This is a genomic window from Pseudomonas azerbaijanoccidentalis (genome assembly GCF_019145495.1).
Taxonomy (GTDB): domain Bacteria; phylum Pseudomonadota; class Gammaproteobacteria; order Pseudomonadales; family Pseudomonadaceae; genus Aquipseudomonas; species Aquipseudomonas azerbaijanoccidentalis.
This window is the reverse complement of sequence record NZ_JAHSTU010000001.1, coordinates 160,373-173,744: the sequence shown is the minus strand read 5'-3', so window position 1 is coordinate 173,744 and position 13,372 is coordinate 160,373. Positions and strand designations below refer to the sequence as shown.

Genomic DNA, 13,372 nt, shown 5'->3' with positions numbered 1-13,372 from the left:
TTCCCCTGTGGGAGCGAGCCTGCTCCGGGCGGCGCTCCGACGATAGGGCCGACGCGGTTAAAGAGACAACCGCACAGCCAGCGCCGCCAGCGTCGCCAACAACACCGGCACCGTCAACACGATCCCGACCTTGAAGTAATACCCCCAGCCAATCTGAATGTTTTTGCGCTCCAGCACATGCAACCAAAGCAATGTCGCCAGGCTGCCAATCGGGGTGATTTTCGGCCCCAGGTCACTGCCGATGACGTTGGCGTAGATCATCGCCTCCTTCACCACTCCGGTCGCCTGGCTGGCATCGATGGACAGCAGCCCGATCAGCACCGTCGGCAAGTTGTTCATGATCGACGACAGCAACGCGGTCAATACGCCAGTGCCCATCGCCGCGCCCCAGACGCCGTAACCGGCAAACGCATTGAGCCACTCCGCCAAGTAGCCCGTGAGCCCGGCGTTGCGCAAGCCGTAGACCACCAGGTACATGCCCAGCGAGAAAATCACGATGTGCCACGGTGCTTCTTTCATCACCTTGCGCGTGGAAATCTTGTGGCCTCGGGCCGCGATTGCCAGCAGCAGGGCCGCGCACACCGCTGAAATCGCACTGATGGGGATGCCCAACGGTTCCAGTGCGAAACAGCCCAGCAACAGAATCACCAACACCGCCCACCCGGCGTAGAACGTTGCCTTGTCGTGAATCGCAGTTTCGGGGTGCTCCAGTTGTTCGGGGTCGTAGGCCTTGGGAATGTCGCGCCGGAAAAACCACATCAGCATTGCCAGGGTCGCCGCCACACTCACCAGGTTGACCGGGATCATCACCGCCGCATACCGGTTGAAACCGATGTTGAAAAAGTCAGCGGAAACGATGTTCACCAGGTTCGAGACCACCAGCGGCAGGCTGGCCGTATCGGCGATGAAGCCGGCACCCATGACGAACGCCAGGGTCGTCACCTTGGAGAAACGCAATGCCAGCAGCATGGAAATCACGATGGGCGTGAGGATCAGCGCCGCGCCGTCATTGGCGAACAATGCTGACACCAAAGCCCCGAGCAGCACCATGTAGGCAAACAATTTGCGTCCATTGCCCTTGCCCCAGCGGGCCACGTGCAGCGCAGCCCAGGCAAAAAAACCGGCCTCGTCCAGCAACAGGCTGATGATGATCAACGCAACAAAGGTGCCGGTGGCGTTCCAGATGATTTGCCACACCAACGGAATGTCGGTCAGGTGCACCACGCCGAAAATCAGTGCCAGCACCGCGCCGAGCACCGCGCTCCAGCCGACGCCAAGTCCTTTGGGTTGCCAGATCACCAAAGTGATGGTCAGCAGGAAAATCAATGACGCTACCAGCATGGACGACTGCCTTACGAAAAATGGAAAAGAATCAGCAGCAACGAACCGGCCGGTCAGCCATCGCCTGCAAACGAGCCACATCGGCCGCAAGCCAATCGACATTGGCCACCAGCGCTTCTTGCAACATCGTGGTGACCCAAGGTGACAACTGCGGGTGCAAACGGTAATAAACCCATTGCCCCTGCCGTCGATCCGCCAACAGGCCATGGCTGCGCAATTGCGCCAGGTGTCGGGAGATTTTCGGTTGGCTGAGGTCTAGCGCGGCGGTGAGTTCGCACACGCAAAGTTCGCCCTCGCGAGCAATCAACAGTGCAACGCGACTGCGGGTGTCATCGGCCAGGGCCTTGAATACATCGACGGGGCTGCGGGGGTCGGACATGAAGGCACACGCCTCTGAACAAACGAGGCGTGAATATATGGAATTTCGAATATACAGTAAAGCACTGCCTGGTCATTGCAGCGCTGAGTCGCAGGCGCTTACAAGCGAATGACATGCCCTTCGACTGGTTTGACTCTGCCGTAAAATAGGCGGGAAATAACCTCCTGCGCCGCTTCGTAACCGCGACCTTCCACCACGGTAAGCAACGGTTTCTCAGCGGCCGTGACCTTCTGGAAAAATTGCAGCAAGCCTTCTCCGATATGCTGGCTGACCCCTTCCGGCCCCCAATCGGCATTGCGCTTGCGAATCTGGATCGGTGCAAAGAAGAACACTGGCTGCGGCCCTTCGATGGCGGTCAGCCGAGCCTCATGGGTGCTTTGCGCAGAGCCGGCGAAACAGCTGTAGATCAACTGCCCGGAAAAATGCCGGTGCACCCGGTCCCGCAAATCCAGGTCGCCGGAAAAGTCCACGTACAGCGTAGGACGGTCGTTAGGCAGACTTTCCAGTTCCTCGTATGAAACCGTGCGCTCGTAACAATCCAGGCTTTCGACGAAGGGCTGATTGCCGGCCGAGGTCAAACCCACTCGTTCCACACCTGAATGGCTTCCCAGGCACACGGCAGTGCCATAAGCGGTTTTGCTCGATGCACTGGAGAACACCAGCCGAGTTGCACCGAAGCACTGCTTGTCTTGCAGGAAGTCGGCAAGCATCGAAGACGTCAGGAACAGCGGCTTGAGTAGAATCTGCAGGTTTTCGGTATCGGGACTGTAGTAAGCGTCCCAACTGCAACGGGTGTACTGGTTATAGGCCGAAGTCAAACCTTGCCGGTGTTCGGCGCCGTCGTAGAAACCGCGTTCGGTAATCCGCTCCGGACGCATCCACAGGTGGCTGGCAATCGGGAAGTACCCGTAAAAACGCTCTCCGACCTTGATGCCTGCGACATCCGACGCGATGACATCGGCAAAACCCCAGACCGGGACGTGGCCCCATTCCGCCAACCCGGTAGGAAAGAAGCCCCAATAATTCATCGAATTGCCATATGCAGCGTAGGTAATGTTGTTGGTGGTCAGCGCGCAACGGTCAATCTTCAGAATGACTTCGCCCGTGGCCGGAACGAAACTACGCGAAACCTGCTCGATACGGCTTTGGTCGAGGGCATCTTTACGGGTAATCAGTCGTGTTACCGTGCTTGTGATTTGCATCCTTCAATCTCCTGCTGCGACACCGTGGCGGGTAGCACCAGCGTAGTGGCCGCCGATGAAGAACGGGTTCGGAAACAGCAAGGAACGGTTGTCCTCCCTCAATCCCCGCGCAAAACCGCTGAAACGGCCGACTCAGGCCCGGGCGATTTTCACTGTCGATGCCATTTATGAGGCATTTGTTCGGATTTGGCAGCGTGACGGCTGGTCAAGGTTGACCACCCGCGAAGTGGCACTGCAAGCAGGCGTTGCGATCGGCACGCTCTACGACTACTTCCCGAGCAAGGAAGCCCTGCTATCGGGATACATCCGCCATCGTCTGGATATCCTGCTACATGACCTGGACGAATCTGTCGTACAAGCCATTGACCAGGATTGGCCAACCCGAATCAAGCGCCTGATTCGCCTGACCTGCGACCCCGATGATCAGCGCCAACCGTTGTTTAATCACGCTGTGCTGCTCATCGAACACCAGATCGCCGAAGCCAAACACCACCGAAGAGTGTTCGATGAGCTCACACAGAAATGGCGTGAAGCTTTTGCGGCCTGTGACGATCTGCCAGTGCAACCCTCACCGGCGACCATCGATGGCTGGGTGATCATGGCCTGGGGAGGTCGACGTTATTGCGTGACCGCACAGCCGGCGGCGGCACAAACCGCCGCGTGGCTGTCGGAAATGGAAACGATGATCTGTAGCCGACTGACCAGCGCCCAGTAGCCTGGAGCGCTGGAAACCGGCAATCACAGTTTTTTGTGTTGCTCGACCCACTGCCCGTAGGCATTGATGAAACTCTGCAAGAACGGCTTGACCGATTCCGATAACTTGCCGGCCTCATCAAACGCCGTGCCCGCCCCGCCCAGATAGGCTTCCGGTTGTTGCATCAACGGCACATTGAGAAACACCATGGATTGACGCAGGTGATGGTTGGCACCAAAACCGCCAATTGCACCCGGCGAAGCGCTGATCACCGCCCCCGGTTTGCCACTCCAGGCACTCTTGCCGTACGGGCGCGAGCCAACGTCGATGGCATTTTTCATGGGTGCCGGCACAGAACGGTTGTATTCCGGGGTGACGAACAACACCGCGTCGGATGAGCTCACTTGTTGTCGGAAAGTGCTGTAGGCTGCCGGCGGTGAATCACCATCGATATCTTCGTTGTAGAGCGGCAGATCGCCGATTTCGACGATAGTGAGCTTGAGATTGACCGGCGCCAGGTCGGCCAGGGCGAGCGCAATCTTGCGGTTGATCGATGCTTTGCGCAGGCTGCCAACAATAACGGCGACGTTATAGACATTGCTCATGGAAGACTCTCGATTGTCCGTGGGGGAAGCCTGTAGTTATAGATGATCGGACGACGGTTCAGCCAGTAAACACAGGTATATCTGCGTTCTGATTATTTTTTTCAAGTAACAAAACTTACCAAGCTTGATGGCGGTCTACCAAGCCGTAAATCAAGCGTTTTATCTCCAGAGGTTCTAAGCAGATGGCAGCAGTACTCGTCGGTCAGTTCCATGCAAGAGACGCGGAAGGCCGCATTTATTCGGTACACGAGTTCCAGGAGTCCACCCCGTCGGCAGACGGTTCCGGACCGGTAACCACGTACAAACTGGCCATTGGCGATCGTGTCAACAAGGTCGACGACAATGAATTCCTGCTGGTACAGGCAGGCGTGACCATTGTTCGCGAACCGGCGACCAGCGTTGCTTCATAACTCGATGTTATGAGCAGAAGTCATATGCGCGGACTTGGGTTAGGATTCAGCGACTGACTCCTTCACCCGCTGAACATGGACTTCACGCATGCGCTTACGCCATATCGAAGTGATCCAGGCGCTCTTGCAGACCGGTCACCTGGGCACCGCCGCCGAATGGCTGCAGTTGCCGGTGGCCGAAGTCGAACGCATTTTGCGCGATGCCGAGGGTCAGTTGGGCTTCATGCTGTTCTCGAGCGTGCGCGGGCGGTTACAGGCTACCCGCGAGGCGCGGGAGTTACAGGTGGAAATCGCCCGCGTCTACGATGCGCTTGAGCCGGTGCAACGCCTGGCCAACAGCCTCAAGCAATACCTCGCGCCCCCGTTACGCATCATCTGCACCCCGCCGCTGGCCCAGCAATTGTTACCGCAAAGCATTGCCGCCCTGCGCCGACGCCTGCCCGACGTACCTTGCACCCTCTTGAGCCAGCCTACCCGCGACATCGTCAAAAGCCTGTTGCTGCGCGAAAGCGATCTGGGCCTGAGCCTGCATGACCCTGACCGGACCGAAATTGATTGCCAGGTGATTGCCCAAGGCAAACTGCAACTGCTGGCGCCCCATGGCTGGCTGCAACCGAAACAGAAATATATTTCGCTTCAGGACCTGGCCGGCCAAGCCATGGTCGGCCTCGACGGCCATGACCCGCTAAGCCCGGCGCTGGAAAACAAACTGCATGCGCTGCGCCCGGCGCCTGTGATCCAGACCCGGGTACAAACTCATCAGATGATGCGCAGCATGGTCGAGGCCGGCGAAGGTCTGGCCATCGTCGACCCCTTCACCGCCCTCGGCGCCAAATCGGTGGGGCTGGATGTGTGTCCGTTGGCGCCTGCGGTGCCGGTCAGTCTTTACGCACTGACCCTGAAGAACGGTGAGCCATCGCCCGCCGTCCAGACTTTGTTAACCATCATCACGGAACAAGCCGCGGCGATGCTGGCGAACTGATCGGATTTTCCAGCGGGTTATCGAACAATCGATACCAGAACAGCGCGACCTCGGCGGTATTGGGGTCGATGCCGCGATAACGCAGGTGGTCGATCCCGCCAATCACATAGCCGCAACGCTCGTACAAGCGACAGGCCCCCAGGTTGTTGTTCTGGGTTTCGAGCATGATGCCCGGCAATTTCTTTTTGCGACTCCAGAACTGCGCCACATCCAGCAACGACTTGGCCACGCCATGACGGCGCGCCGGAGCGTGCACCGCCAGTTCGTCGATATGGGCAAAGCCGTTCCAGTTGGTGCTGATCACCAGGTGGCCCACGGGCTCGTCGTCCAGGAAGGCCATGAAAATCGCACTGTCGGGTGCATCGCGGAAACTGCTGAATTCCTCGGGATCGATGCCGTAGCATTTTCGATAGGGCGTGATCGGGGTAACGCGCCACTGTTCCACGGGCTGGCCGATTTCGGGCGCACCGTAGGCGGCGACCTCAAAACTGAAATCGGCGCCCCAGATGTACGCGGCAAAGCCTTCGTCGGCCACACGCACCGACAGCCCTGGATGATTCGGATTCATGACCGGTTGCATGCTGGGAAAAGTCCTCATTCCTTGATGCAATCGACGGTGTACTGCCGCCCATTGCCCTCATCTTCATGTTGCAATCCGTGCACATCGGCGACGAACCCCGGAAAACTGCTATCGAATGTGCGGGCAAATGCCAGGTAGTCGATAATCGAACGGGTCGTCTCCGTGAAGCGTTCCCCGGGCATGATCAACGGAATGCCCGGCGGATACGGCACCAGCATCACCGCCGCGATGCGCCCTTCCAGCGCATCGATCGACACCGCTTCGACTTCACCGCGCACCAGATGATCATAGGCGTCAGCCGGCTTCACGGCGATTTCCGGCAGTACGGTGTACATGCGCTTGAGATGCTTGGCCGTAGCGTTGCTGCGATAACAGGCGTGCAGTTGATCGCACAGGTCGCGCAGCCCCATACCCTGATAACGCGAGACATGCTCCTGCGCCACGCATGGCAGGCAACTGGCCAAACTGACGTTGGCGTCATAACTGCGCTTGAACTCCAGTAACTCGGTGAGCAAGGTGCTCCATTTGCCCTTGGTGATGCCCATGGAAAACAGTACGAGGAACGAATACAACCCGGTCTTTTCCACGACCAGCCCGCGTTCCCAGAGGAACTTGCTCACGACCGCCGCCGGAATCCCGCGCTCGCTCAACGCGCCACCGGCCGTGAGCCCCGGCATCACCAGGGTGACTTTGATCGGATCGAGCAACACATAGTCGTCGGTCACGCCGCCAAAACCGTGCCAGTCGGCGTCTGGGTGCAGCAACCAGTCTTCGGTGACCACACGATTGATGCCTTCGGCCGAAGGCGGCTGCCAGATGGAAAACCACCAGTCATCCGCGGCGATGTGTTGGCGTAGATTGGCCAAGGCGCGGCGAAAGCTCAGGGCCTCGTCGAACATCTCTTGCAACAGCGAACGCCCCGCCGGCCCTTCCATCATCGCCGAAGCGACATCCAGCGAAGCGATGATGCCGTATTGCGGCGACGTTGAGATGTGCATCATGAACGCTTCGTTGAAGCGGTCGCGATCCAGCTGCCGCGCCCCGCCGTCCTGCACATGGATCATCGACGCCTGGCTGAACGCCGCCAGCAACTTGTGGGTGGAGTGGGTAGTGAACACCAGCGGGCTGGCTTCACCGCGAGAAGTGCCCATGCCGTAGCGCCCGGCAAAAAACTCATGAAACGCCGCGTAGGCGTACCAAGCCTCGTCGAAATGCAGCACCTCGACGCTGTTGCCCAGTTGCTGCTTGATCAGCTCGGCGTTGTAACAGAGGCCGTCGTACGTGGAGTTGGTGACCACCGCGAGTTTGACCTTGGGCGCCCGGCCCTTGGTCAGCGGGCTGGCGTCGATCTTGGCCTGGATCGCCTGCGGACTGAACTCACTCAGCGGAATCGGCCCGATGATGCCCAGCTCATTGCGCTCCGGGCACAGGTACAACGGAATGGCGCCGGTCATGATGATCGAGTGCAGCACCGATTTATGGCAGTTGCGATCCACCAGCACCAGGTCATCCCGGGCGACCATGGAATGCCAGACGATCTTGTTGGCGGTTGAAGTGCCATTGATCACGAAGAAGGTGTGGTCGGCACCGAAGTTGCGCGCCGCCCGGGCCTCGGCTTCGGCCAAGGGGCCGGTGTGATCCAGCAGCGAGCCCAGTTCGGGGACCGACACCGATAGATCCGAACGCAAGGTGTTTTCCCCGAAGAACTGGTGAAACGCCTGCCCCACCGGACTCTTGTGATACGCCACACCCCCACCATGCCCCGGTGTGTGCCAGGAATAGTTAGAGTCGGCGGTGTGCTGCACCAAGGCTTTGAAGAACGGCGGCAACAACCCGTCCAGGTATTTGCGCGCGGCCCGCGCGACCTGACGAGCGAGAAACGGCACGGTGTCTTCAAACAGATAGAGGATGCCGCGCAACTGATTCAGTTCGGCCATGGCATCGGCGGGGGCGTTTTCCAGGGTGACTTGTTCGCCGAGGGCGAAGATCGGCAAATCCGGCGCACGCACCCGCGCCAGCCCGATCAGCTCGGCCATATTCTGTAACAAATGGGAATGGGCGCTGGCGTCTTCTGCCGCGATCAACATGCACGAAAGGCCGTGATGGGTCGAAGCGACGAGCCGGCCTTCGGCGTAATCCATCGCCGAGACAATACTGAAACCCTCCTGCTCCAGCTCCCGGGCGATACCCCGCACACGGTCACCGGCAACGGTGTCGGCCTTGATGTCGCGATGGACGATCAGGACCGGGAATTTCAAATCTTTATACATGGGGCTCAGTGTCCTGAGGCGGCAGACCAGAGCCTGCCAATCACATCAGGGTAGAGGGTTGGAGCGGATGTGGCGAGCGTAATGCCCTGAAATGGGTCATTCGTGGCATGCCAGTGGTGCGGTTTTTTGAAGATCAAAGGATCGCAGCCTCGTTTCACTCGTCAGCTCCTACAGGATTACGCATTTCCTTGTAGGAGCTGACGAGTGAAACGAGGCTGCGATCTTTTCCCAGGGCCTACGCCTGGGCCTCCGCCTCCGCCAACTGCAACCACAATGCCGGCGCACCAGCGGATTTGCTGATGATTGCCAAACGCGCGGCGTGCTGCGCCAAGTCATCTTCACTGGCACGAATGATCCGGGCCGGCTGACGGTCGGCCGGCAGACGACGGATTTCCGTGGCGGAGTTATCCGCGCCCTCACCGGAACCGTTGCCGTCGGAGGCATTGCCAGCCAGCGACAGGCTCGTCTGGCCGCCGGTCATGGTCAGGTAGACGTCGGCAAGAATCTCGGAGTCGAGCAAGGCGCCGTGCAGCTCACGGCCGGAGTTGTCGACGCCATAGCGTTTGCACAAGGCGTCGAGGCTGTTGCGCTGCCCCGGGTGACGCTCCCGGGCCATCATCAGCGTATCGAGAATCGAGCAGTGCTGCGTGATGTCAGCACGTTCGTGTTGACCCATCAGGGCGAATTCGTTGTTGATGAAGCCAACGTCGAACGCCGCGTTATGGATGATCAGCTGCGCGCCCTTGATGAATTCAAAGAATTCCTCGGCCACTTCAGCGAAACGCGGTTTGCCGACCAGAAACTCGTTGGTGATGCCGTGGACGCCGATGGCGCCTTCGTCACTTTCGCGGTCGGGTTGCAGGTAAACGTGAAAATGCCGGCCGGTCAGGCGCCGACCGATCAACTCGACACAACCGATTTCGATAATCCGGTGGCCGTCGGTCACCGGCATGCCGGTGGTTTCGGTATCGAGTACAACGGATCTGGTGGCCATCAGTGCTCAGCTCTCAACGGGTCATTCGTGCAAAAAACGCGGATATTAACATGCTCCCCGTAGGAGCTGCCGCAGGCTGCGATCTTTTGATCTTGAAAACAAAAGTCAAAAGAACGCAGCCTGAGGCAGCTCCTACAGAGTCAAAATCAAGTCTGCTTGTAACCGCGCACTTCATCCACGCCACGGTTGGCCAACTGGTCGGCGCGCTCGTTGCCATGATGGCCAATGTGCCCGCGTACCCATTTCCAGGTGACGTTGTGGCGGTTGACCTGCTCGTCCAACTGTTTCCACAGGTCGGCGTTTTTCACCGGTTCTTTCGCAGCGGTTTTCCAGCCGCGCTTTTTCCAGTTGGCCATCCACTCGTTGATGCCCTTCATGACGTACTGGGAGTCGGTTACCAGCAACACATCACACGAACGCTTGAGCTCTTCCAGGCCACGAATCGCGCCCATCAACTCCATACGGTTGTTGGTGGTGTTGGCTTCACCGCCCCAGAGTTCCTTTTCCACGCCTTTGCACACCAGCAATGCGCCCCAGCCACCGGGACCAGGGTTGCCTTTGCAGGCGCCATCAGTGAAAAGTTCTACGCTATCGCTCATGCAATCTATCCAGAAAATACGGTGGCTTGCCGATCATGGATCGACAACGCCCGAGACCGGGGCAACCCGGTCGGAAAATTAAAGGGGGTATTACGGTTCGAAATTGCGGCGGTTGACCTTGGCCATCGGCAACGGAATCAGCTTGCCCATCGGTTCGCGACGTTCCTGACGGAGCGGCCGCAGGCCTACAACGATCTTGCGCGCGACCAATAAATAGAAGCCGCCGCCGGACAACTGCCAGTCACCGGCCTTGCGCTCCCAGCCGGCCAGACGCGTCTGCCAGGCAGGTGACGCAAGCGGCGGACGATAGCACCCGAAGCGGCGTTTCTCCAGCGCGAAGCCCAGCAGGTTCAACCAGTCGGCGACCCTCGACGGCGAAATGCAGCGGGCCTTGCCCAGTCCGTCGTGCGCAAATACGTGACGCAGGCCCCACGTGCTCCAGGGGTTGATGCCGATGATCAGCAAATGCCCACCGGGTCGCACACTGCTCGCGGCTTCACGCAGCAAACCATGGGGCGACAGGCAGAAGTCCAGCCCATGCTGCAACACCACCACATCGGCGGCGTGCTCGCTGAGCGGCCACGCCTGCTCCTCGCAAACTATCTCGACCCCCGGCAACGGCGCGCCCAAGCGCACGTTGCGCTGCACCTGAGGGGCTGAAGGCGGCGTCTGGGCCGACGGGCCGTAATGCACCAGGTAACCGCCAAAGAACCGCCCAAGCTCGTCTTCGAGCATGCGCCGTTCTTCATCCAGCAAAAATTGCCCGAGGGGTCCGGACAGCCATTCGCGAGCCGCGCTGATCAGCGCCAGCCAGTCAGGATCAGCTTGAGCGAACGCTTTATCGGTCATTGCATTCTCCAACGCGCCAGGAAGTTCTAAGATGCGCCATTGTTTTCCGCTTGGCGAATCCGACGATGATACAGATCACTGCCCTGCCCGCCTTCACCGACAACTACATCTGGTTGTTACAAGACCCCGCCACCCGCCACTGCGCCGTGGTCGATCCGGGCGATGCCGCCCCGGTGCAAGACTGGCTTGCGGCCAATCCTGGCTGGGTCCTGACTGATATTCTGATCACTCACCATCATCATGACCATGTCGGCGGCGTCGAGCAGTTGAAGAAAGCGACGGACGCGAAGGTCTATGGTCCGGCCAGCGAAAACATTCCGGCGCGGGACGTGGCGCTCAACGACGGTGACCACGTTACCGTGCTTGGCCATGATTTTGATGTCATCGCCGTGCCCGGTCACACCCTGGGACACATTGCCTATTATCACAGCGGCCTGCTGTTTTGCGGCGACACCCTGTTCGCCGCCGGTTGCGGGCGTTTGTTCGAAGGCACACCGCAACAAATGCACACCTCGCTGTCGCGCCTCGCGGCCCTTCCCGAGGCGACGCAAGTCTACTGCACCCACGAATACACCCTGAGCAATCTGCGCTTTGCCGCCGCCGTCGAACCGGGCAATCCGGACACCCTCGAACGCTTGGCCACCGTCACCCGACAACGGGAAGCCGGGGTCATCACGCTGCCTTCCACGGTGGCACTGGAGAAGCGCACAAATCCGTTTTTGCGTACCGGCGAAACATCCGTTAAAGAAAAAGCGGACGAACGGACCGGCACCGATAACTCTCGGCCCGATATGGTTTTTGCGGCGCTCAGGGCGTGGAAAGACACGTTCTAAAGACCTTGCACGATGGTCCAAAAATTCTGAATGGTTGACCGCAGGGGGTGCGCTTTCTAGAATCGCCCGACATTTTTGCCCGGAACTTACTTCCAGCCAATGTCGTCATCCATACGTAAGTCCATCAATTCAGACGCATTGACCCGCTTGGCTCAAGCCATAGCGGTGGCTGTGTCCGCCACATTGGCGGGCTGCTCCAGCCACGCTCCGCAGACTGAAGCGACACATACGCCGAACATTGCTGCCCGCGCCAAGCAGAAGCCCATCTGGCTCAGCGAAAAGCCGAGCCCGCAGATCCCGCAGGACGTCTGGGAGCGCATGCGCCAGGGCTTCCAGTTGCAGGACAACGTGGGCGTCAACCCGCGCATCGAGCAACAGCGCCTGTGGTTCGCCAGCAATCCTTCTTTCCTGGAAAACGCCGGCGAACGCGGCAGCCTCTATATTCACTACATCGTCGAACGCCTCGAAGAACGCAACATGCCGCTGGAACTGGCGCTGTTGCCGGTGATTGAAAGCGCCTACAACCCGATGGCCTATTCCCGGGCCGATGCTGTGGGCTTGTGGCAGTTCATCCCGTCCACCGGGCGTTACTTCAACCTGCGCCAGACCCGCTTCTACGATGGCCGTCGCGACATTACCGCGTCGACCACCGCTGCGATGGATTACCTGACTCGCCTGCACGACATGTTCAACGGTGACTGGCTGTTGGCGCTCGCCGCCTACAATGCCGGTGAAGGTACGGTCAGCCGCGCCATCGAGCGCAACGAAAAGCTTGGCCTGCCGACCGACTACTGGAACCTGCCGCTGCCGGCCGAGACCCAAGCCTACGTGCCGAAGCTGCTGGCCCTGTCGCAAGTGGTACTGGCGCCGGAAGCCTACGGGGTGAATCTCAACCCGATTGCCAACGAACCGTACTTCCAGGTCGTCGAAATCAACCAGCGCATGGACCTGTCCAAGGTCGCTGCGGTAGCGAACATCGACGAAGACGAGTTGTTCCAGCTCAACCCGGCATTCAAGCAACGCACCACCATCGACGGCCCCCAGCATTTGCTGGTGCCGACGTCCAAGGCGCAACTGCTGACCACCAGCCTGCAGACCATGCGTCCAGACGAGCTGATCAGCAAGAAGCCGCTCAAGCCGGTCTTCGATGGCGCCGACAGCACGGCCGTGGCGAGTGCCAAACGCAATTATCGAGTCAAGCGCGGCGATAACCTGGGTTCCATTGCCAAGGCCAACAACGTCGACGTCAAGGACATCCAGCGCTGGAACAAGCTCTCGGGCAAGAACCTCAAGCCGGGCCAGACCCTGGTTTTGCAGGACACCAGCAAACGCAGTTCGGGTCGCGTCAACACCGTGGTGGCGGCCAACACCAAGACCAAAGCCAAGAAGACGCAATCGCAATACAAGGTTAAACAAGGTGATTCGCTGTACATCGTGGCCAAGCGTTTCAACGTTGAAATGCAGCATCTCAAGCGCTGGAACCCGCGTGTCGGCCAGGCCCTCAAGCCCGGCCAGATGTTGACGGTGTCCAATCCGCACTAAAATGATGCCGCGCTGAAAAGATCGCAGCCTTCGGCAGCTCCTACAGGATGAACATCATTCCATGTAGGAGCTGCCGAAGGCTGCGATCTTTT

General features: G+C 59.3%; 14 protein-coding genes. 5 read left to right on the top strand and 9 right to left on the bottom strand.

The annotated features are described in order from the left end of the window. Positions 1 to 57: 57 nt before the first annotated feature. From KVG88_RS00910 to KVG88_RS00900, 3 genes are all read right to left on the bottom strand, one after another. The gene (locus KVG88_RS00910) at positions 58 to 1,341 is read right to left on the bottom strand and encodes an arsenic transporter (protein WP_150702114.1); all 1,284 of its coding nucleotides are present in this window, start codon (positions 1,339 to 1,341) and stop codon (positions 58 to 60) included. A 31-nt stretch (positions 1,342 to 1,372) separates the two neighbouring features. Next, positions 1,373 to 1,720: a metalloregulator ArsR/SmtB family transcription factor gene (locus tag KVG88_RS00905; RefSeq protein WP_217869998.1), complete on the bottom strand. Its 348-nt coding sequence runs from the start codon at positions 1,718 to 1,720 to the stop codon at positions 1,373 to 1,375. 98 nt (positions 1,721 to 1,818) lie between these two features. Continuing rightward, the gene (locus KVG88_RS00900; protein WP_217869997.1) at positions 1,819 to 2,922 is read right to left on the bottom strand and encodes a DUF2855 family protein; all 1,104 of its coding nucleotides are present in this window, start codon (positions 2,920 to 2,922) and stop codon (positions 1,819 to 1,821) included. A 55-nt stretch (positions 2,923 to 2,977) separates the two neighbouring features. Here KVG88_RS00900 and KVG88_RS00895 point away from each other — a divergent pair, with 55 nt between their 5' ends. Next, a complete protein-coding gene (locus KVG88_RS00895; RefSeq protein ID WP_217869996.1) occupies positions 2,978 to 3,637 on the top strand; it encodes a TetR/AcrR family transcriptional regulator in 660 nt (219 codons plus the stop codon). A 23-nt stretch (positions 3,638 to 3,660) separates the two neighbouring features. Here KVG88_RS00895 and KVG88_RS00890 read toward each other — a convergent pair whose 3' ends face one another. Next, complete coding sequence (locus tag KVG88_RS00890; protein WP_150702110.1) at positions 3,661 to 4,221, bottom strand: NADPH-dependent FMN reductase; 561 nt, start codon at positions 4,219 to 4,221, stop codon at positions 3,661 to 3,663. A 182-nt stretch (positions 4,222 to 4,403) separates the two neighbouring features. Between KVG88_RS00890 and KVG88_RS00885 the strand changes: the two genes are divergently transcribed. Together KVG88_RS00885 and KVG88_RS00880 are read left to right on the top strand one after the other, a co-directional pair. Continuing rightward, complete coding sequence (locus tag KVG88_RS00885) at positions 4,404 to 4,631, top strand: hypothetical protein (RefSeq protein WP_150702109.1); 228 nt, start codon at positions 4,404 to 4,406, stop codon at positions 4,629 to 4,631. 88 nt (positions 4,632 to 4,719) lie between these two features. Further along, the gene (locus KVG88_RS00880) at positions 4,720 to 5,613 is read left to right on the top strand and encodes a LysR substrate-binding domain-containing protein (protein ID WP_217869995.1); all 894 of its coding nucleotides are present in this window, start codon (positions 4,720 to 4,722) and stop codon (positions 5,611 to 5,613) included. Here the strand turns inward: KVG88_RS00880 and KVG88_RS00875 are convergent. From KVG88_RS00875 to KVG88_RS00855, 5 genes are all read right to left on the bottom strand, one after another. Next, the gene (locus KVG88_RS00875) at positions 5,579 to 6,193 is read right to left on the bottom strand and encodes a GNAT family N-acetyltransferase (RefSeq protein WP_150702107.1); all 615 of its coding nucleotides are present in this window, start codon (positions 6,191 to 6,193) and stop codon (positions 5,579 to 5,581) included. The genes KVG88_RS00880 and KVG88_RS00875 overlap by 35 nt on opposite strands. Positions 6,194 to 6,207: 14 nt before the next feature. Further along, entirely contained in the window at positions 6,208 to 8,463 is a 2,256-nt protein-coding gene (locus KVG88_RS00870) for an Orn/Lys/Arg family decarboxylase (protein ID WP_150702106.1), read from the bottom strand. Between the two features lie 235 nt (positions 8,464 to 8,698). Then, the gene (gene dnaQ / locus KVG88_RS00865) at positions 8,699 to 9,457 is read right to left on the bottom strand and encodes a DNA polymerase III subunit epsilon (protein WP_217869994.1); all 759 of its coding nucleotides are present in this window, start codon (positions 9,455 to 9,457) and stop codon (positions 8,699 to 8,701) included. Between the two features lie 146 nt (positions 9,458 to 9,603). Next, entirely contained in the window at positions 9,604 to 10,056 is a 453-nt protein-coding gene (gene rnhA, locus KVG88_RS00860) for a ribonuclease HI (protein ID WP_150702104.1), read from the bottom strand. Between the two features lie 90 nt (positions 10,057 to 10,146). Next, positions 10,147 to 10,905 (bottom strand): class I SAM-dependent methyltransferase, encoded by a 759-nt coding sequence (locus KVG88_RS00855; RefSeq protein WP_217869993.1) that lies wholly within the window; start codon positions 10,903 to 10,905, stop codon positions 10,147 to 10,149. A gap of 65 nt (positions 10,906 to 10,970) precedes the next feature. Here KVG88_RS00855 and gloB point away from each other — a divergent pair, with 65 nt between their 5' ends. Both gloB and KVG88_RS00845 read left to right on the top strand, forming a co-directional pair. Further along, a complete protein-coding gene (gene gloB / locus KVG88_RS00850; RefSeq protein WP_217869992.1) occupies positions 10,971 to 11,738 on the top strand; it encodes a hydroxyacylglutathione hydrolase in 768 nt (255 codons plus the stop codon). A 99-nt stretch (positions 11,739 to 11,837) separates the two neighbouring features. Then, positions 11,838 to 13,280 (top strand): LysM peptidoglycan-binding domain-containing protein, encoded by a 1,443-nt coding sequence (locus KVG88_RS00845; protein ID WP_217869991.1) that lies wholly within the window; start codon positions 11,838 to 11,840, stop codon positions 13,278 to 13,280. Positions 13,281 to 13,372: the final 92 nt, after the last annotated feature.

Excerpts from the sequence above, each read along its gene's own strand:
- KVG88_RS00910 (WP_150702114.1), bottom strand. The coding sequence starts at position 1,341 with ATGCTGGTAGCGTCATTGATTTTCCTGCTGACCATCACTTTGGTGATC.
- KVG88_RS00905 (WP_217869998.1), bottom strand. The coding sequence starts at position 1,720 with ATGTCCGACCCCCGCAGCCCCGTCGATGTATTCAAGGCCCTGGCCGAT.
- KVG88_RS00900 (WP_217869997.1), bottom strand. The coding sequence starts at position 2,922 with ATGCAAATCACAAGCACGGTAACACGACTGATTACCCGTAAAGATGCC.
- KVG88_RS00895 (WP_217869996.1), top strand. The coding sequence starts at position 2,978 with ATGAAGAACGGGTTCGGAAACAGCAAGGAACGGTTGTCCTCCCTCAAT.
- KVG88_RS00890 (WP_150702110.1), bottom strand. The coding sequence starts at position 4,221 with ATGAGCAATGTCTATAACGTCGCCGTTATTGTTGGCAGCCTGCGCAAA.
- KVG88_RS00885 (WP_150702109.1), top strand. The coding sequence starts at position 4,404 with ATGGCAGCAGTACTCGTCGGTCAGTTCCATGCAAGAGACGCGGAAGGC.
- KVG88_RS00880 (WP_217869995.1), top strand. The coding sequence starts at position 4,720 with ATGCGCTTACGCCATATCGAAGTGATCCAGGCGCTCTTGCAGACCGGT.
- KVG88_RS00875 (WP_150702107.1), bottom strand. The coding sequence starts at position 6,193 with ATGCAACCGGTCATGAATCCGAATCATCCAGGGCTGTCGGTGCGTGTG.
- KVG88_RS00870 (WP_150702106.1), bottom strand. The coding sequence starts at position 8,463 with ATGTATAAAGATTTGAAATTCCCGGTCCTGATCGTCCATCGCGACATC.
- dnaQ (WP_217869994.1), bottom strand. The coding sequence starts at position 9,457 with ATGGCCACCAGATCCGTTGTACTCGATACCGAAACCACCGGCATGCCG.
- rnhA (WP_150702104.1), bottom strand. The coding sequence starts at position 10,056 with ATGAGCGATAGCGTAGAACTTTTCACTGATGGCGCCTGCAAAGGCAAC.
- KVG88_RS00855 (WP_217869993.1), bottom strand. The coding sequence starts at position 10,905 with ATGACCGATAAAGCGTTCGCTCAAGCTGATCCTGACTGGCTGGCGCTG.
- gloB (WP_217869992.1), top strand. The coding sequence starts at position 10,971 with ATGATACAGATCACTGCCCTGCCCGCCTTCACCGACAACTACATCTGG.
- KVG88_RS00845 (WP_217869991.1), top strand. The coding sequence starts at position 11,838 with ATGTCGTCATCCATACGTAAGTCCATCAATTCAGACGCATTGACCCGC.